This is a genomic window from Candidatus Thermoplasmatota archaeon, from assembly GCA_034660695.1.
Taxonomy (GTDB): domain Archaea; phylum Thermoplasmatota; class E2; order UBA202; family DSCA01; genus JAYEJS01.
The window spans coordinates 1-17,544 of sequence record JAYEJS010000162.1; the positions used below are offsets into that span (position 1 = coordinate 1).

18 protein-coding genes are annotated in these 17,544 nt (G+C 40.7%); 4 read left to right on the forward strand and 14 right to left on the reverse strand.

What is annotated here, in order from left to right:
- Positions 1–221 precede the first annotated feature (221 nt).
- From U9O96_08780 to U9O96_08835, 12 genes are all read right to left on the reverse strand, one after another.
- On the reverse strand, positions 222–2,285 hold the full coding sequence (locus U9O96_08780) for a S16 family serine protease (protein ID MEA2055176.1): 2,064 nt from the start codon (positions 2,283–2,285) through the stop codon (positions 222–224).
- Between the two features lie 29 nt (positions 2,286–2,314).
- Positions 2,315–3,379: a transglutaminase-like domain-containing protein gene (locus tag U9O96_08785; GenBank protein MEA2055177.1), complete on the reverse strand. Its 1,065-nt coding sequence runs from the start codon at positions 3,377–3,379 to the stop codon at positions 2,315–2,317.
- A gap of 177 nt (positions 3,380–3,556) precedes the next feature.
- Positions 3,557–4,171, reverse strand: a complete 615-nt coding sequence (locus U9O96_08790; protein ID MEA2055178.1) for a CDP-alcohol phosphatidyltransferase family protein — start codon at positions 4,169–4,171, stop codon at positions 3,557–3,559.
- Complete coding sequence (locus U9O96_08795) at positions 4,161–4,688, reverse strand: adenylate kinase family protein (GenBank protein MEA2055179.1); 528 nt, start codon at positions 4,686–4,688, stop codon at positions 4,161–4,163. Before U9O96_08795 ends, U9O96_08790 begins: the two co-directional genes overlap by 11 nt.
- The gene (gene glyA, locus U9O96_08800) at positions 4,685–5,974 is read right to left on the reverse strand and encodes a serine hydroxymethyltransferase (GenBank protein ID MEA2055180.1); all 1,290 of its coding nucleotides are present in this window, start codon (positions 5,972–5,974) and stop codon (positions 4,685–4,687) included. The genes U9O96_08795 and glyA overlap by 4 nt, the downstream gene beginning before the upstream one ends.
- 57 nt (positions 5,975–6,031) lie before the next feature.
- Positions 6,032–8,134, reverse strand: coding sequence for a DUF5050 domain-containing protein (locus tag U9O96_08805; protein ID MEA2055181.1), 2,103 nt, complete (start codon positions 8,132–8,134; stop codon positions 6,032–6,034).
- Positions 8,135–8,148: 14 nt separating this feature from the next.
- Complete coding sequence (locus tag U9O96_08810) at positions 8,149–9,129, reverse strand: Ig-like domain-containing protein (protein MEA2055182.1); 981 nt, start codon at positions 9,127–9,129, stop codon at positions 8,149–8,151.
- A gap of 134 nt (positions 9,130–9,263) precedes the next feature.
- Positions 9,264–10,100 carry a metal ABC transporter permease gene (locus U9O96_08815; GenBank protein MEA2055183.1) on the reverse strand — a complete coding sequence of 279 codons (837 nt, stop codon included), beginning with the start codon at positions 10,098–10,100 and terminating at the stop codon, positions 9,264–9,266.
- Positions 10,097–10,852, reverse strand: coding sequence for a metal ABC transporter ATP-binding protein (locus U9O96_08820; protein MEA2055184.1), 756 nt, complete (start codon positions 10,850–10,852; stop codon positions 10,097–10,099). Before U9O96_08820 ends, U9O96_08815 begins: the two co-directional genes overlap by 4 nt.
- A 20-nt stretch (positions 10,853–10,872) precedes the next feature.
- Complete coding sequence (locus U9O96_08825) at positions 10,873–11,373, reverse strand: isoprenylcysteine carboxylmethyltransferase family protein (protein ID MEA2055185.1); 501 nt, start codon at positions 11,371–11,373, stop codon at positions 10,873–10,875.
- A gap of 1 nt (position 11,374) precedes the next feature.
- Positions 11,375–11,815 carry a formylmethanofuran dehydrogenase subunit E family protein gene (locus U9O96_08830; GenBank protein ID MEA2055186.1) on the reverse strand — a complete coding sequence of 147 codons (441 nt, stop codon included), beginning with the start codon at positions 11,813–11,815 and terminating at the stop codon, positions 11,375–11,377.
- Between the two features lie 14 nt (positions 11,816–11,829).
- Positions 11,830–12,816 (reverse strand): metal ABC transporter substrate-binding protein, encoded by a 987-nt coding sequence (locus U9O96_08835; protein MEA2055187.1) that lies wholly within the window; start codon positions 12,814–12,816, stop codon positions 11,830–11,832.
- Positions 12,817–12,938: 122 nt separating this feature from the next.
- Here U9O96_08835 and nikR point away from each other — a divergent pair, with 122 nt between their 5' ends.
- Entirely contained in the window at positions 12,939–13,346 is a 408-nt protein-coding gene (gene nikR, locus U9O96_08840) for a nickel-responsive transcriptional regulator NikR (GenBank protein MEA2055188.1), read from the forward strand.
- A 48-nt stretch (positions 13,347–13,394) separates the two neighbouring features.
- Here nikR and U9O96_08845 read toward each other — a convergent pair whose 3' ends face one another.
- The gene (locus tag U9O96_08845; GenBank protein MEA2055189.1) at positions 13,395–14,687 is read right to left on the reverse strand and encodes a beta-galactosidase trimerization domain-containing protein; all 1,293 of its coding nucleotides are present in this window, start codon (positions 14,685–14,687) and stop codon (positions 13,395–13,397) included.
- Between U9O96_08845 and U9O96_08850 the strand changes: the two genes are divergently transcribed.
- The 3 genes from U9O96_08850 (at position 14,677) to speB (ending at position 16,989) form a co-directional block, all read left to right on the forward strand.
- Positions 14,677–15,141, forward strand: a complete 465-nt coding sequence (locus tag U9O96_08850; GenBank protein ID MEA2055190.1) for a transposase — start codon at positions 14,677–14,679, stop codon at positions 15,139–15,141. The two genes, U9O96_08845 and U9O96_08850, sit on opposite strands and share 11 nt — an antisense overlap.
- A gap of 556 nt (positions 15,142–15,697) precedes the next feature.
- Positions 15,698–16,018: a GNAT family N-acetyltransferase gene (locus U9O96_08855; GenBank protein MEA2055191.1), complete on the forward strand. Its 321-nt coding sequence runs from the start codon at positions 15,698–15,700 to the stop codon at positions 16,016–16,018.
- Positions 16,019–16,134: 116 nt separating this feature from the next.
- On the forward strand, positions 16,135–16,989 hold the full coding sequence (gene speB, locus U9O96_08860; protein ID MEA2055192.1) for an agmatinase: 855 nt from the start codon (positions 16,135–16,137) through the stop codon (positions 16,987–16,989).
- A 65-nt stretch (positions 16,990–17,054) separates the two neighbouring features.
- Here the strand turns inward: speB and U9O96_08865 are convergent, their stop codons facing one another.
- Entirely contained in the window at positions 17,055–17,177 is a 123-nt protein-coding gene (locus U9O96_08865) for a hypothetical protein (GenBank protein ID MEA2055193.1), read from the reverse strand.
- Between the last annotated feature and the right edge of the window lie 367 nt (positions 17,178–17,544).

Genomic DNA, 17,544 nt, shown 5'->3' on the forward strand with positions numbered 1-17,544 from the left:
TCTGCAACCACGTCTACACTTAGTTCCTCTTCCTGCATGTTCCTCATGGATGAATCCTATAGAACGAGATTTTTCACGCATTCAACGTGATGTGTTGGATAATAGTGATTTTTCTTGTCCCATAGAGACCATGGAAATGATTTCAGCATATATCGAAAAAGAACTTAATTCAAATTGAAGGTGTATTTAAGTGGCTTTTCTCTTAATTGTTCAACTCTTTACTATTTGTGGACTTTCCCCAAGTGTATGCGCATCCCCTGCCTGGAGGAAAATGTTTTACCACATATCGGGCATTCAAATTGTTTTTCTTCCAATGAATTTATCCCTGTATAGCTTATTTCCTCTTTTCTTTTTTTGCTTCCATACACAGAAGTAATAGCACCTCCCACCACCGCCCCCATTACAAACAATCCGGCAGCTATGAATACGTACATGGCATTATTGTCATCGCTTTCGGGGGAAGGCAGTCCAATGTAACTGGAATGCACCCTGCCGTTATAATCCAGCCCGAGGCGAAGAAGATTTGATATCATATATGAGTACTTGTAATACATCACGGCATTATTCAATGATTGCTCTTCCATGCTTCTCCCGAACTCATAATAACTGACCGCCAGCACCGGCTCTATCCCTCCATTTCTCGTCTCCTGTATGGAATAGCTTGCCATTTCGCTTGTCCTCCCGACTTTATCTTCGTCAACACCATCTATTGCCTCTATGGCGATATTTGCATTTGCCGTTGATTCTAGGGAATTAAATAAGCTGGCGGCGGGATAATCATTCATTTCACCTCTGGCGTTGGTAAGCAAATTCTGTGCATTATTTACAAAATCTGTGGATGCACCTGATTCACTTATCAGTATGCTTGCGTACGCATTTATTTGAGAGGCATAACCGTAGTATTTGCTGGCCATCTCCCTCAACCATGACTGATTTACGCTCCCTGTTTCATTGAATTGCTCTGAAAGGGAAAGCCACCAATTGACTGTCTTACTTCTCTCCGCTGCATACGCCATTTGATAGAATGCAGAGAGAAGGCTGTCTGTATCACGCCTTTTCAAAATTGAATTCCAGTACTGCTCCGAATTATTCATAGATTGAGCAGCATCCAGTGCCCTCATCTGTGCCGTACCTACACATTGCAAAGCAATCATCCCGTTTATTTCCGCATTTCCTGCCTTATCGAGGGCATTGTTGACCATATCCAAAACGTTTTGATGGATAGAATCATAATAATGGTCGCCGTCATTGTAATACCCACAGATATACGTGACAAATCTGGAATTTATCAGGGATTGAAATGATTTGCTTATGCTGTAATAAAAATAAAAATTGTTGTATGCAAGCCGGGCAGCCTTCAAAGAGTTCAAAGCGCTGTTTAGACTGCCCTCCACACGTGCTTTTGGATTGTCGTACCAGAAGCCGGTTGGCAGGGATGTGTTTTGGAGGAGCATCTCCGCTTTTTTATAGGATTCATTTGCCTCGTTTATAAGCCGCATGCTCAAAGGGCCCATAATTGACTCATAGTCCTCGGTAGTAATGGGCTGAGAAGATTTTTCCTCTGGAAACGTATGGCCCGTGAAATAATGGATGGCGGCATTTATGTCCTCCACTTCCACAACCTTTATTCCATAATTATTGCCTAGATAATCGGATACATTTATGGGCACCTTTCTCTGTACTATCTGGATAAATCCCCCTATATTTTTTGTTTCGGTTATTGTCCGGTAAACGATTCCTTGCCCCTTTGGTATTAAAAAGAAGGTAGCCCCCGCTTCTGCCGCCGCCTCGCCTTTCTCGAGTACGCCGCCAACGGGCCCTATACTTCCATCCGGGTTTATCATCCCGGTCATCACGACATCATTGCTTATGTTCCACCCCTCAAGCAGCGATATTGAAGCCACCGCCATAGCGCCGCCGGCAGATGCCCCTCCAACAATGGATGAGCGGGCATTAATGACAAAGGAAAAGTCGTATTGGGAAGCATCTATTCCATCTCTTTTTACGAGTTTAGATGCAACATCAACAGCAAGACGGGCAGAACCCTGCATATCAACCTCTGTCAGTGGGGAAGTAATGACATACACATTTCCGCTACCGTTCTGCATCGTGGCATTTATTTGGGTCAATACCCCTTTATATCCATCGCTGGTTTCTGTAACGGCGGGGGCAAAAATGGTAACATTCCTGTAATGCACCTCCTTACTCCACTCGCTAACCGGCATCGCACTCGCGACGGGAATGAGAGAAAATATCAACAGTAAACACAATATTTTATGCATCATACAGAAAGACGCATAGTGCGGTACAAAACTTAAACTTTTCCATACGACTGTCGAATTTTCTTTACTCTTTCCCATTGATGCCAAGTTGCGGAAGAATTTGTGCTGATGTTTGCACCTGACGGGAATACATGATGGCTATTGTATGTCCAACTCAAAAATTCTGATGAGCCGCCCCCCACCATTAAAGCAAAAAATTTATTTGTATGCGCTCCAAATCCATAATGGTGAAAAATCCATTCATCAAATGTCATATCAACCGGAATCCACCCATAACCAGGCATATAAATTTGTACCATCCTGTGAAATATATCGTCAACGTGAGGAACTCTTTCCCCAAGATATGTTCCCCCCTTATATCTCGCGGGAATACCGGCTGCTCTACAGAGCGCAATATAAGCAAAACAGTATTCTGAACACGAGCCATTTCCTCTTTCTAGTATTGTTGGTGCATCATCCCACCCTCCGGCCAATGCATAGTCGAGATGGTCAATAACATAGTCATGTAGTTTTATGGCTTTTATAAGGATATTTGTTTCGTTCGCAGCAACTTCATCTACAATGCTTTGAATGAGCGGATGGTAAATCTTATATTTTTCATCATCAGCAGTATATGCATAAAAAACATCTTCTGGTATATCCCCTTTCACAAGGGAAGACAAAAGAATATATCGAATATTGAAAATTTCTGCCTCTGCTGTCCATGAAAGCACTATCGTTTCTTTCGGATGTATAGTATAGGAATAGCAGGCAACTTTTTGTCCCCATCTGTCTCTTTTAAATTCATTCGGCTCTGGATTATATTCTATCTTTTTTATCTCCTGGTTTGCAAGTGATGGCGGAACCGCTAGATACGTAGTAATATTGATCGATGTATTTCTATTATTTACGATCTCTTCTTTATATTCAATGACAGTATCTCTTGCCCCCCATCTGAAAAATGGAATAAATGATGTTGCCCCTACAGCATTGCATGTGTTTTCTCCGTTTATACATACCTCTTTTTGCTGAAAAACAAAATCATTAGCAATAGGAAAACCCAATAGAAGGAAAAAATGAAGGGCAACAATTATTGCAACGTATCTTTTATATTTCATGGTGATTATATTACAAATTGATATTAAAAAATTTCTTAGTATGGTTACTAATTCGCTTAATTATCTGTGGCATTGCATGTGAAATTTTCAGCATTTTCAATATACCCGACGGTTAAAATTATTATTGGCGGGATTAAGCACATTCGCCAGAGTGAGGATAAAATTCTCTCTATACCATCAGCCCTTTCCGAACCATCTCAACACAGCAACAAAACGCTGTATAGTGGTGGCAATGCCAACAACGGCAAAATAAACCATAACCCACTGGAGAAATGAGCGATCAAAAATGGCTATGCCACAGCAAGACAGAAAGTACTGAATCGCAGGTGCAAAGATCAGGATTACAAGCCTGTCTGCCCTCCCCAGGAGACCGCCGTACTCCCTGCCGTAGCCGACTGCCTGCGCCTGAGTTCCCATATAACTGGTCAAAAGCATTCCAGAAATGGCTACGATGCCAACCAGAGGCGAGCACCATGGGGAAGATGCCAGCCCGCCAACGATGAAAACATCTGCAAACCTGTCAATTGAATGATCGATGAAATCACCCTTTGGCGTGGCTTTATTTTTCAATCGTGCCACTTTCCCGTCCAGGGCATCAAGAAATCCGTTCGCCAGAACCATAATCGATGCTACGACCAGAAGAAAATGATGCCAGTACGAAAAGTAAAGAGAGAGACCGGCAAAAAATGCAAAGATAAGGGATATATAAGTAAGAGTGTTCGGCTCGATATGTATCTTACGTGCTATCGGCTCAAAAAGCCAGTCAACATTTTTTCTATATCTACCCAGCATGTTCCATCAACCATTCGCTCCAATCAACTTTCCCAACTTTTCTATATACGAATCCCTTTGCTGCTATTTTAGTTATTTCCCTAGCAACATCTTCAGCTTTTCTGCCCGTGGTGTCTATCTCCATTACTCGCTTATCATGAAGCTCACATGCCTGCGAGAATATGATGTCCATCGCTTCTCCCTCCAGATTTTCAATTATCTTGCTCCTCTTCCATTTCTTTTTCTCCAGCCTTTTTTCGAGTTCATAGGGGTTGCACCTCAACACGATGACAAAATCAATATTCAATAAATGAGACAGATGCCCCTCAACAAACAAAATGCCTTCCTCCTTCACTTTCTTAAATGCATCGTTCATGGCGTCTGTATCCACGATCTTGCACTCCCTTTCTTCATCGTAACCAACAAAAAAATTTTCTGCCAGATTATTGGTGTCCTCGACAGTATATCCCATCCTGGCAAGGACAGAAGCAACAGATGTTTTTCCGGTGCCAGGAGTACCGGTAATCGCTATTTTCATTTAATCAATTCATGAAAACGGTAGGCATCGATGCCGTCGTGAAAGCAATAATGTATGTTCCTGTAATTCTTTTTGAATGCAATAACATCTTTTCTGACAGAATTTGCAGCTTCCCTATCCAAAAACACTCTTTTGAAAAAGGTGGCGATGGTTTCCATCTCCGCCTCCTTCATGCCCAGCCTCGTTAATTCCTGTACGCCAAGGCGTATGCCGGATGGATGCATCGGATGTTCATCTCCAGGAACCATATTCATGTTGGCAATGATTCCCGCCTTTTCCAGTTCTTCGGCAGCCCAACCGCCTTTCTTCTTCTCCACTTTGAATAGTATCTGATGAGATTCTGTGAACCCATAATTTGCCCCAAGAACATGGACTCCATTGTCATACAGCCCTTCCGCCAATTTTTTCGCATTCCTCACAATCTGTTCTGCATATGCCTTTCCAAATGCGAGATGCTCGGCAAAAGCAATGCCCTTTGCAGCCACATGATGAAGATGGTATGAGGAAGTCACCCCTGGAAAAACACCCCAGTCCAGATGCTTTATATATTTCTCCTCGTCCCTCGTCTTATCAGCAAGAATTATTCCCCCTTGAGGGCCAGGCAAAGTCTTGTGGGTAGAGCCGGTCATAACATCTGCCCCCTCTTTTAACGGCTGCTGGAATTTGCCGCCTGCTATGAGACCGAGAACGTGGGCAGCGTCGTATATGACTTTTGCCCCGGTTTCATGAGTCACCTCCGCAAGCTCCTTTAACGGCGTGGGAAAAAGAAACACGCTCTGACCAAATAAGGCAAGCGCAGGCTCAATCTCGCGAATGAGCTTGGCAGCACCATCAACATCTATGTTCATGCGCTCACCGTCAAATGGGTAAGTGTGCAGCTCCAAGCCTCTAAGTCCGGCAGCCCCCCACTTGCCGAAGGAGATGTGAGCACCGCTGGCAGTGTCCAGCACTGTTACGCTGTCGCCCGGCTTGGTTAGAGCTTTAAAAACAGCCATGTTTGCCACTGTGCCGGAGGTAGGACGGATATCCGCATATTTGCACTCAAACAATTTTTTAGCAAGCTCAATGCCCTTTTTTTCAACCTCGTCAAACCATTCGCATCCCTGGTAATAGCGGTTGCCCGGCGTTCCCTCAGCATAGCGTCCATGAAAATCCGTAACCAGCATTTCCTGACACATGGGCGATAATACGTTTTCAGATGCAATCATGGGCAAACAATCTCCGAACATCTGGTTATTCTTGATTGCCATTTCACGCACAAAATTTGCTTCTTCTTCCCAGTTCATAAAAAACGAATAAAACACGGAAATAAAAAGATAGTGGGAAAGAAAATCAAAATGGATTCATAAATTGAATATTGTCACATTTATTTCATCACTTGCCTCATTTCCTTTGTTATCATAAGTAATAACTTTAATTTCATGCGTTCCTATTGCAAATTCATCCCAGAGCCATTCATATGGCACCTGCGTATCGCTACTTTTTAATTCATCATCAATGTAGAATTCAATCTTATTCCCGCTTGTATTTGCCTCGATAATTATTTTCCCGATGATAATAGCTTTGTCTGAGTTTATTGCCATTATTTCCCTGTTCATGAAATAAATTTTTCCTGCATCTGGCTTATATATTTCAATGCTAACTTCCTCTAAATAGTAATTTTTTAGAATTTCTTCAGCAGGTTTCCCATAGGGTGTATATCCCTTGTCATTTGTTCCTCCTGTTAAATTGGGATACCACATCCACCAGTATATGCCAGAAAACCATTCCTTACCATAAAACGCATGTAGTGCTGCTTCATAGCAATCCGCTTGTTCCTGTAAATCTAAGATATCAACACGCCACCAGTTCCATGGATCTTTATTACATCCATTAATACTACGGTATCCTATCTCTGTGAAAGTTATATTTTTATTTGTTGTATTGTGCACTTCCTCAATTTCTTTTTCCCATCGTTTCCATGCCTCGATTAACTCTTCAATACTTGGATTATTCTTCTCTGTCAGCCAAAAATATGCGTCAATGCCTATGAAATCCAAGGCGTGCCAGAATGAAATATTCTGATAATTATCCCAATTTGCAGCATAAGTTATTGGACCAGAAAAATTTTCTCTTATTGCATATATAATATCAAGCCATTCTTTACGATGCACAGTTTTAACAAATTCACAGCCAATGCAAAATTGTCCAACACCATGGCTTTCAGCTAGTTGGGCGTAGGAACATATAAAGTTTTTATAACTGCCGAACCATTCTTTCCAATCTGCTTCATTATCAAACCATATTTCTTCTCGCCATTCACCGCTATGTAAATCAACATGTGGTTTCAACATTACTTCCATACCCAATGAATGAATAGTTTCAATGGCATGGATAATAGATTCATCGCTTGGCGTGCTATCATTGTCCCTAAATATATGCGTTGAGTGCTCATTCTCCTGATACCCCGTTACTATCAATGAAATCCATTCAGTACCAGTGCTTTTCAAATTCTCTAACGAAATATCTGACTCTTCATGGAGATAACTACTATTCCACCATGCTGCGTAGGACATCCCTTTTTGGAAGGTAAAAAACGGATGAATGGTTTTGATAAAAATATCAAGTTTTCCATATCGGCTTGACTCAAATGCAATTTTTTTTCCATCTGGTGACCAAGATGGAGCTCCATCATATGTTGGATTGTATGTCACTCTAGTAATGCGGGATCCATTCACGTTTATTGTATAAATCTCCGCTTCTTCCAAACCACCATAGTTAGAGGAATAAACAATCTTTTTACCATCTGGTGACCATGATGGATCAGTATCTTCTGCCGGATCATTTGTTACATCACTTAGATTTGAGCCATCTGCATCCATCACCCATATATCCCAGTTCCCGGTGCGATTGGATTGAAAAACGATTTTATCACCATCTGGAGACCAATTTGGTTCCCAATCATTAGCGGGGTCATTGGTTAATTGGACTATATCTGTTCCATCGGATCTTATTTTATAGATTTCCCAGTTTCCATTTCTATCTGATTGAAAGACCAGCCATTTTCCATCTGGAGACCACGTGGGCTCCCAATCATTTGCAGGATTGTTAGTAACTCGTTGCAAATCGCTTCCATCAGGTTTCATCGTCCATATCTCGTCGTTATCGATACGATCTGAAGAAAAACATATTCTATCATTACCTGGACACCAACAACTGCCAGGCATATTAACGTTATCTGAATCAGTATCATTAGTTAAATGCCTTTTATCTGAGCCATCTGCATTCATCAGCCAGATATTGAAATTATCGTCTTTGCTATATCTTCCAGAAAAAACAATTTCTGTTCCATCTGGAGACCAAGCTGGATTCTGTTTTATTGTTGGGAGAGTTTGAACATCAACCTTATTTGCTGTCGCTAAAGATATTAAGGTAATCCAAATGACTAATACCCCTAATCTCTTCATACTCATATTCATTGTTAGCCAACATTGAGGATTAGAACGTCTATTTTATTACTGGCACTGTTACCTGCATCGTCATAAGCAATAACTTTTATTTCATGCGTTCCTATTGCAAATTCATCCCAGAGCCATTCATATGGCGTCTGCGCATCGCTGCTTTTTAATTCATCATCAATGTAAAACTCAACTTTATCTATTTCACTCTCGCCGTGAGCATCTACTTTGATAGTTATTTTCCCGATGATTATTATTCTGTTCGAGTACAACGGCATGATTTCTCTATCTGCAAGATAAATTTTTCCTGCCCGTGGTTTAACAACGCTTGCATACAGGACAGTCTCATTCGTTTCATACACCATACAGCACTGGGTGTGAAGATCAAAAGAAATTATGGTCTCGTTGCCACGGTGAGTGATCTCCGGGCTGCTCCAATCGCCCATGAAATTCAGAAGAGATGCATCAGCAACATTATCATGAACGGTCACCCGTATATGCTGTGTTTCCGGAACAGCATTGCCATTTTCTATTCCCTTAAAATTGAGCATCCTGAGCATATTTTCATTCCCGTCAATATATGGGATAACTATGGTATCCCCGTTGATTTCAAACGAAACGAAGATATCTATCTTTTCAGTCAACTGCATAAATCTGTCCCTCCAGTACTCTGCCTCCCCTTCATCCCCATACTCGCCCCATTGTGCTGCGGCCCACATGTAATGTCTTCCAATTGGTGTAATAATGAAGATGCATTTTCCGCTACCATATTCATTTTCGTATATTTCACTGTACTCCACTTCATCAAAATACTTGCATCCCTGGTAGTATCTTTGCCCCGGAGTGCCTTCAGCATATCTTCCATGAAAATCCGTAATCAGCATTTCCTGGCACATCGGGGAAAGAATGTTTTCCGATGCGATCATTGGCAGGCATTCGCCAAAGAATTCATTATTCTTGATCGCCATATCGCGCACAAAATTTGCCTCTTCTTCAAGATTCATAACACAGGAATGAAAAAGGAAAATAAAAAGATAGTGGAAAGGTTAGATGTAGTTATGGAGGAAAATCAGATGATATGTCAGTTGGATAGGTAAGAGTACCTGCCAAAAATTCATGTCCGCTAATGCCTGTTCTTCTAAATCAGAAGGAGTAACATATTTTTGCCTTTTTTTCGTTTCGGTGATATGACAATTGAAAGTGCGAAAATAATAGCAGATACGATCACAATTGAAGCACCAATTGGAAAGTCGGTAATCAATGATACCCAGAAACCCGCCAGACAACTTACTATCCCGATAAGCGGGGAAAAGATGATAATCTTTTTGAAATCGAAAAAGAATTGGTATGTGGATGAAGTTGGATTTACGATTAATGCGAAGACGAGGAGACCACCAACTAGACGCAGTGACAATGAGACTGCAAACCCTGTAAAAAAGAGAATCGCAAAGTAAAACGCCCTTGTGTTGATTCCAGATGCTTCGGCCAATTTTCGGTTAAACATCACGGAGAGAATTTCCTTGTAAAACACAACTATGAATAAAATCAATGTAAAGGAAAGTATCCCTAAAAATATCAAATCGTTGTAGGTAACTGCGAAGATACTTCCCCAAAGAATGCGTAATGCGGTACCACTTGCCGCCTGCCCTGGAATGAGATTCAGAAAGATAAATGCCAAGGCAATCGTAACCGAGAACAGAAAACCGATGATGATGTTGCTGTCCAATTTTGCCTTCTCTGCGAGCGGTCCTATGACAAGTGCGGTTCCAAATGAAAAAAGAATCGCACTCAACAGTGGATCGATTGACATCATAATCCCAAATGCTGCCCCAGCAAATGCCGCATGAGACATGCAGTATCCAATTGATGAAAGGTTCATCCGAACCACAAAAGTTCCCACGGTAGAACAGACAAACCCTGCAAGAATAGAGCCAAGAATTGATGTTATCAGAAGCATCGTGGGAAGTTCGATCATGCTCCCTCGCGAAAAATTTTGGACATCGTATCAGATGTGAGACTATCCTCTCTTTTTCCATCTTTGATGATTCTTCCCCTATCTAAAACCACAACACGTGAACATCTTTTAGGGATGGATTGAATGTCGTGGGATACCATAACAATGGTGATCCCCTGCTCGTCGTGTATTTTGGTGATCAACTTCCCCATCTGCTTTCGTGCCGAGAGATCTAAATTTGAGAATGGTTCATCCAAAAGGAAAAGTTTGGGTTCCTGTGAAAGAGCGCGAGCCAAAAGTATCTTCTGGAATTCTCCCCCAGATAACTTTCCTATCGGCCTTAGAACAAATGATTTCATACCCACAAGTTTCATATTTGAGTAAACAATTTTCCAGTCGCGATTAGTTGGAAAACAAAATAATCCTATTTTTCCCGCACGTCCGGTCATAACAATATCTTTAGATAAAAACGGAGCAAGAGGATCAATTTCAAAATTTTGTATAACATAACCAACGTTCTTCCGAATCTCCGTTTTATGCTTTTTGATTTCCTTTCCAAAGACGTAGCCAACTCCAGATATATATGGAAGAATGCCGTTTATCGTTTCCAATAATGTGGTTTTTCCAGCGCCGTTTGGTCCGATAATAGAAACAAATTCCCCTTGTTTTACGGTAAAATCGATGTCATAGATAGCAGGTATTCTTTCCCCTTCGTAGATTGTAGTGATATTCTGGAGTTCGATGATATTCTTAGCTGAGTCCATGTTTATCATCTCACGTGAGGTCATCGCTCTCATAATACATTCGGTATAAATTTCCAGGGTACCTGCCTTTTGTACTTTTCGTACCCCTTTCCAAATTGTTGTTCCAAAAGTTTCTCCTCTTTTATAGCAGCCAAGTAAGTCAAAACGGTGAAGATGACTGCTGGAATCAGCATCCACGCAACACCAAAACCGAATGCAAATCCAAAATATATAAGAACCAATCCCAAGTATCCTGGATGTCTCGCCTTTGAATATAGGCCAGAGGATACAAGTCTCTCAATCTCCGTCGAGTGCTGATGTGGGTGAATGCCATATTTTCTCAGTTCTTTATGAGAATATCCTAAATGGATAACGTGCCCAATTACCAGCAAAATAATTCCAAAAATGTTTGATAATGGATAGAAGGGAAGCCTTAGCCAGGAAAATATGATTCCTAATGTTCCTCCGCCAATTAATATTGGAAATTTGATAGTCGCACCTATAATAAATTTCGCTGAGAGATATCTGTCCAGCAAACTGTCTTTTTTCATATTACTTCACCGTGCTGTCAAATGATGCTTCGACAATTTCAGACAACTCAATATCAAACAATTCATTATCTGGTCTTTGATAGAGTTTTTCAGAAAAACCGATCATATTTTTCTCTGTGACGGTTGTATCGATATCATTTTTGACGGCAGATTTTAATGATATCTCGATGGATTTGCCAGATTTATTGATGAAGCGAGCTTTTGTGATACCATCAGAATGAACGGTGATATTTCCTTTTCCCAACGTACAGCCAGATGCAAGCTGGAGCCCATCGATGATGCATGAAAGAGGAGGTGTTGTACCATTCCATACTATTGCCCGTTTTGTAAATGGGTCTTCTCCTAACATGCGGTTTGCCAGTTTTCCCATCCTATACCCAATGACAGCATAGGGGCCGAGATGCCCGTGAAATCGTTTTATTTGTTTAAGTTCTTCGTTCATACCACCACTTATCCTTATTTTTTCCTGTACAAAATGAATAGAATGACGGCAATAGCCCCCAATGTAAAAGCTCCCGAGAGAGATATATTTCTTTGAAGTTCCAATGAGGAAATATCCCTTTCTAGATGGACAATTTCTCCCTGTTTGTAGTCAAAGGTTGAAATGCCATTCACGATCTGCTCGGTATTGTAAGTTATCATATCTATGTAGGAATCAGTCCCTGAGATCGCGCCGGGAAAGTTCGTAAAGATTACGTGGGTTGCTCCAGATTCTGAGGCGATACGGGCCCCGAAGTCTGTTCCACTTTGGAGATTATCGATTATGGCACAGACGCCTTCACTCTGCGCGGCATTTGATACGTTGAGCATATCCAGAGTTGAAAGGCGTTCTGGAGGGGCATAGGAGCAAACGACATTCAATCCAAGCCATGTGGCAAACTCACTTTGCCATTGCATACAGATCACCTTCCTACCTTGGTATCCCTCATTCGTTATCATATTTTTGAGTTGTTCAGCAGTTTCATTAATAAGAGATACGTATTCTTGTGAGTTCGCCTGAAGCGTATCGTTTAATTCAGGAATGATGATTGACAACCCGGTTGTCAGTTTTTCCACATATTCTTTTGCTCCTGATGGAATATTCCATTCACCCAGGTGCGAACATCTGATCTCTTTATAATCCGTGTTTCCAGATGATTCTAACAGATCGTCGAGCCATGGTTCCCACCCCAATGAGATGATGATATCTGCTGAAGTAATAAGGGCAACATCGCTGGGGCTCGTATCAAAATGTGCTGGACAAACACCAGCAGGCATGATATATTCAACGGTGATATTGGTGGTATTCTCCAATAGGTATTCGGTAAAATCGGCAAGCATTGAATTGGTGCATACGATGTTAATTCCTGATTCATCTGCTTGGATGGGTGGTGCATTACAAACGAGCGCCGCAAATATCACTATCCCTACTACTACGCTTTTCTTTCCTTTCAATTGGTTCATTTTTTCACCCATATCGTAGCAACTTTTTAATTTTCGTAATATTATAATACGATAAGAGTATAAAAGATTTTGGTAGCAAAATTTTTATATTCGTAGCACGATTATCTTATGGAAGTGCTACTATGACAGTAGAAAGAGCAGGGGTGTCATTCGAGCCAGGACTGTTGGCAAAATTTGATGCGTTGATAAAAGCGAAGGGATATGGTAATAGATCCGAAGCTATTAGAGATTTGGTACGAAAATCTCTTATTGAATCGGAAATTAAGGCTGAAAAAGGCGATGTTATCGGGACACTTACAATCATTTATAACCATGATGTAAGCGATGTTACTAATCGTTTGCAACACCTTCAACATCATCATCTTTCTGAAATTATCTCTACCACCCACATTCATATTGATGAACATACCTGTCTTGAAGTGTTAGTGGTTCGTGGAAAAGCTAATATTGTAAGAAGGTTAGCAAATAACATAAAAGCCATAAAAGGCGTGAAACATGGTGAATTGGTTATAACAAAAACTCCATTTTGAGCGCTCGCAACTCTGCATCGCTACCGCCCTCATCCAATTTTCTCTTTTTTAGAGATTGAATATCCAAATTTCTTGTTCATCACTTGCCTCATTACCCATACTATCATACGCCATTACCTTTATTTCATGCCTTCCAAATGCAAATTCATTCCATATCCATTCATATGGCTCATCATAATCAACAAATTTTAATTCATCATCGATGTAGAACTCCACCTTTTCTATCCCCTCAATACTGTATGCCTCTGCCTGTATCGTTATTTTTCCAATTATAATTGCCTTATCTGAATTCGTCACCATAATTTCTCTGTCCATGAAATAGATTCCTCCTCTCTCTGGTCTGCCGATACTTGCATACAGAGCACTCCCGTTTAATGAATAGGTAAGACAGCATTGAGTGTATATGGTAAAATTGACGACGGTTGCATTTCCATCCTTTCTTACCTCCACATCTCTCATCTCGCCAAAGAAATCCAGCACTTCTACTTCATTTGCATCATCATATATTTTTATCTCGACTTCCTGCTCTTTTGGCACCGCGTTTCCTAACTTTATGTTATTCAAATTGAGTATTCTAAACATTTTTTCATTTCCCTTTTCATAAGGAATTACAACAGCGTCTCCATTTACTTCAAATGGAAGGGAGGTATTTGCCTCGACCACCATTTCAAGCAATTTCTCTCTCCAGTACTCAGCCTCATTTTTGTTTCCATAATTTGCCCACGGTTGTGACGCCCAGTAATAGTACCTGCCTATGGGGGTTACCATGAAAATTGATTTGCCCTTCCCATATTCATTGACACATATTTCTTCACTCCCAGTATTATTTACGCTTACCCCGAAAACATCTTGAAGGAGGAAGTCGTTCCATTTCATCCCATACTCATTGTAGAGTGAGGTCTCATTTATAGAAATGATCGTTCCGCCATTTGCTACATACTGTCGTATAAGTTCAGTTTGCTCATCTGTCATGCATGCAGCATCCGGTAAAATTACGGCTTCATAGCCATCCAGAGTGTCCAAATCCCCCTCGTTTATTACCTTAAAAGGTATATTTGACTCCATGAGCATCATTGCTATACCTAAAAATTCATCATGATATGCGTATCCTTCCCAGCTTCCTTTATCTAAAAAATCCAAGGTTTGCTGTGAAAATAGTAAAGCGATATTTGACATGTTACTCCATCCGTAAAAGTAATCAGCATGCTCGCTCAGCCATTCAAAAAAATCATGCATAAACTGCTCATCAACTATCTCTGCCATTCCAATATCGCCCGAAGTGTAGTAGTTGTAACCCATTGTCAAAACTAAAAACCTTATTGCAGGATTTGTGGTTGCCACGGGAGAAGTCATTGGAAAATGTTATGATAGGAATAGGAATGTTGAATTCTGTGATTTCCTTACATACGCAGATGATAAATTTGGAACGTTTGAAAAAGCACATATCATTGCAGATAACTACGGGACGTATATGCATATGAACACATGTCTTCATGTTGCTAAATTGTGTGACATTGAAGTTTCCGAAGAAGAACTCGAAACAAAAGAGCAGAGAATCGAATTCCTGGAAAGAGAAGACAAAAGGATGGTATTCCATTTTCTGCCGACGCATGCTTCATGGCTGAACCAGATAGAAATCTGGTTCAATATTTTGGAGAAGAAAGCTATAAGAAATGGTGATTTTTCTGGTACTGATGATCTGGTCAGCAAGATCATGAAATACATGGAACTTGAATGGAATCCAAAAGCACATCCATTTCAGTGGACATACAAGGGAAAAGTATGTTGCGCATAATTACGGAAACGAACTTAGAAAATCCTCTACTAGATTGCTCACACTAACATTGCCTACTGGACGCCAGGTTATGACGCACTTCATCCAATGTAGTGCTTTACATACCGCTCCAACATACAACATTACTGTTGCAGTTGGGTATATGCTACATGGCTTTCTGATTTTACCATGACAGGACTTTCACCTGCAAGCTTGTATCAGCTTAGCTGGGCACACTAGCTACCGCTACTTATAGTATTCATTCCTTCAGATCTCCTGTCGTGCCGTTGAGGGGCAGACCTTATGGTCTGCCACGCACGACAGATGTACAATGGTTAATAAGTTAAAAGATGTGAGACGGCCTCTCATCTGCGGGTCTTACGCTACGCTACAGACCACGCAGTATTCCCGGCCTAACTGGATAAGAATCCCGCAAAACTATTTTTAAGACGTTCACTTTTCTGTTCATGCTCGTAAGAATAGCTTCGATCCATGATGCGGAGAAAATAACTCAAAACAACGTTATGCTCGCTAAGGAATCAGAAAATATAAGAAAGCCCTGGAAGGTGTTAAGACATTGATCGGAAACAGGGAAAAAGGTTTTTATTTGGTTGCAGAGCACAATAATGCCATAGTGGGGCAGGTTATGGTAACATATGAATGGAGTGATTGGAGAGGAATAGATATGTGGTGGTTGCAGAGCGTGTATGTTGAAAAAGAATGGAGGAGAAAAGGCATAATGAAAAAACTGCTGGAGGAACTTAAGAGAATGGCTTACAACAACAATGTTTTTGCCCTGCGTTTATATGTTTACAATGATAATCATAATGCCATACATGCATACGAAAAAGTTGGGATGAAATGGTTGCCGTACCAAATATTTTTGCTGGAACTCTGAATTTTTGATGCTCTGCAGTTTTTCAATGTGCACTTGCTTCATACTGCAAAAACCGAAAATTGACAATAATATTTTTATATGCGCCCTGAATAAGACGACAAAAAAGAGAGGATAACATGGTTTCAAATTATTTTGAGGATTATACAAAATTTACGTGCTCAAGTGATGATTTCGATAATGCGGACGGTGTTGTATTCGGTATTCCTTATGATAAAACCATCTGTTTTAAACCCGGGGCAAGGTTGGGTCCCAAAGCAATAAGGGAGGCATCCTGGGGATTGGAAACATACAGCCCGTTGCTAAAAAAAGACTTATTGAATTGTAATTTCTGCGATATGCAGGATATTTCATTATTTGGCAATACAGAGGAGATATTCAGAAATATAACTACTGTTTCAAAAAAGATTGTCAAACATGATAAAAAAATCATTGCACTTGGAGGAGAACATTCAATAACGTACCCGATTGTTAAGGGAATAAAAGATGTTCTCGGCGATCTGGCTGTTTTACATTTTGATGCCCACTGCGATTTGAGGGACGAATACCTGGGAGATGAGCTTTCCCATGCGTGTGTTATGAGGAGATGTTACGAGATAACAAAAAACATTTACCAGTTTGGAATAAGGAGCGGAGACAACGATGAATGGAATTTTTCAAAAAATACAAAATTATCTCTGGAGTTGATGAACAAAGAGGATGTAAAGGAAATGGGAAGGCTGCATAAACCTCTGTATGTAACGATAGATATAGACGTCATTGACCCAGCATTTGCTCCGGGGGTTGGGACGCCCGAACCCTGCGGATTTTCGACAAAAGAGTTATTAAATTCATTGTATGGCCTAAAAGAACTGAGAGATGATATCATAGGTTTTGATGTTGTTGAATTTTCTCCTGTTTACGATGTAGATGGAATAACATCAGTAGCTGCAGCAAAAATCGTCAGGGAGATGATTTTAATGATTTTGGGATAATATATTTTGCATATCTGCTCGTACAGAGAGATAAAATGTGCCTCCGTTGGCAACACAAAATGCATCTAGAGCCAAAAATCAGGCGGTATGCCCTTCGTGAACGCTATGGATAGCTTGCAGTCATCACAGATGCCATCGGGATTGGTTGTCTCGTTCACGCCACAGATGCAACAAATGACCTTTTCCATCCAATTTCAAACGTTTATAGATTAAAAAAGTTTCTAAAGAATGGGAAGGGAGAAAGGAGGGGGAGGAAAAAAAAGTAACCCTCCTTCCTGAACATCAGCATCTCAGGCCCACATGTGCCCACAAAAGGGCGCTTTATTTACACGCAGGCTTAATCCCTGTTATCAAACAATAAACTCCTGCGGGTATATAAGCAAGGGGAGGGGTTATGTCTATTTAAAAAGTTTACTGAAATTGGTAGAGGGAATGCTTTGAAAAAGTAGTCAAAAAATGAAAAAAGCCATAAGCAGACCGGAAAAATGATTTGAGAAATGATCTGCAGGATTCAACAAAATTTTGAATACGCCTTCCCACTTTTTTATTTACCTT

Coding starts and splice junctions, on each gene's coding strand:
- U9O96_08780 (MEA2055176.1), bottom strand. CDS start 2,285: ATGATGCATAAAATATTGTGTTTACTGTTGATATTTTCTCTCATTCCC.
- U9O96_08785 (MEA2055177.1), bottom strand. CDS start 3,379: ATGAAATATAAAAGATACGTTGCAATAATTGTTGCCCTTCATTTTTTC.
- U9O96_08790 (MEA2055178.1), bottom strand. CDS start 4,171: ATGCTGGGTAGATATAGAAAAAATGTTGACTGGCTTTTTGAGCCGATA.
- U9O96_08795 (MEA2055179.1), bottom strand. CDS start 4,688: ATGAAAATAGCGATTACCGGTACTCCTGGCACCGGAAAAACATCTGTT.
- glyA (MEA2055180.1), bottom strand. CDS start 5,974: ATGAACTGGGAAGAAGAAGCAAATTTTGTGCGTGAAATGGCAATCAAG.
- U9O96_08805 (MEA2055181.1), bottom strand. CDS start 8,134: ATGAAGAGATTAGGGGTATTAGTCATTTGGATTACCTTAATATCTTTA.
- U9O96_08810 (MEA2055182.1), bottom strand. CDS start 9,129: ATGAATCTTGAAGAAGAGGCAAATTTTGTGCGCGATATGGCGATCAAG.
- U9O96_08815 (MEA2055183.1), bottom strand. CDS start 10,100: ATGATCGAACTTCCCACGATGCTTCTGATAACATCAATTCTTGGCTCT.
- U9O96_08820 (MEA2055184.1), bottom strand. CDS start 10,852: ATGATAAACATGGACTCAGCTAAGAATATCATCGAACTCCAGAATATC.
- U9O96_08825 (MEA2055185.1), bottom strand. CDS start 11,373: ATGAAAAAAGACAGTTTGCTGGACAGATATCTCTCAGCGAAATTTATT.
- U9O96_08830 (MEA2055186.1), bottom strand. CDS start 11,815: ATGAACGAAGAACTTAAACAAATAAAACGATTTCACGGGCATCTCGGC.
- U9O96_08835 (MEA2055187.1), bottom strand. CDS start 12,816: ATGAACCAATTGAAAGGAAAGAAAAGCGTAGTAGTAGGGATAGTGATA.
- nikR (MEA2055188.1), top strand. CDS start 12,939: ATGACAGTAGAAAGAGCAGGGGTGTCATTCGAGCCAGGACTGTTGGCA.
- speB (MEA2055192.1), top strand. CDS start 16,135: ATGGTTTCAAATTATTTTGAGGATTATACAAAATTTACGTGCTCAAGT.
- U9O96_08865 (MEA2055193.1), bottom strand. CDS start 17,177: ATGGAAAAGGTCATTTGTTGCATCTGTGGCGTGAACGAGACAACCAAT.